Source organism: Paraburkholderia sp. SIMBA_053, from assembly GCF_046534895.1.
Classification (GTDB): domain Bacteria; phylum Pseudomonadota; class Gammaproteobacteria; order Burkholderiales; family Burkholderiaceae; genus Paraburkholderia; species Paraburkholderia caledonica.
Window position 1 is genome coordinate 1 of sequence record NZ_JAWRXU010001741.1, and the last position, 235, is coordinate 235.

1 protein-coding gene is annotated in these 235 nt (G+C 70.6%); it reads left to right on the forward strand.

Annotation, left to right across the window (positions count from 1 at the left end):
* Nucleotides 1–235: phosphate acyltransferase (locus tag SB753_RS41480; protein WP_410805744.1), on the forward strand; the 235-nt coding region annotated here is incomplete at both ends.

Below are 235 nucleotides of genomic sequence, written 5' to 3' on the forward strand. Positions count from 1 at the left end.
GGCGGTGGCGCAAGCGGCGATGGACTCGGGCGTGGCGACGCGGCCGATCGCCGACATGGACGCCTACCGCGACCAGCTCAGCCAGTTCGTCTACCGCACCAGCCTGATGATGAAGCCGGTGTACGACGCCGCGCGCGCCGACAAGCAGCGCGTGGCCTACGCCGAGGGCGAGGAGGAAGTGGTGCTGCGCGCGGTGCAGAGCGTGATCGACGAGGGCCTGGCGCATCCGATCCTG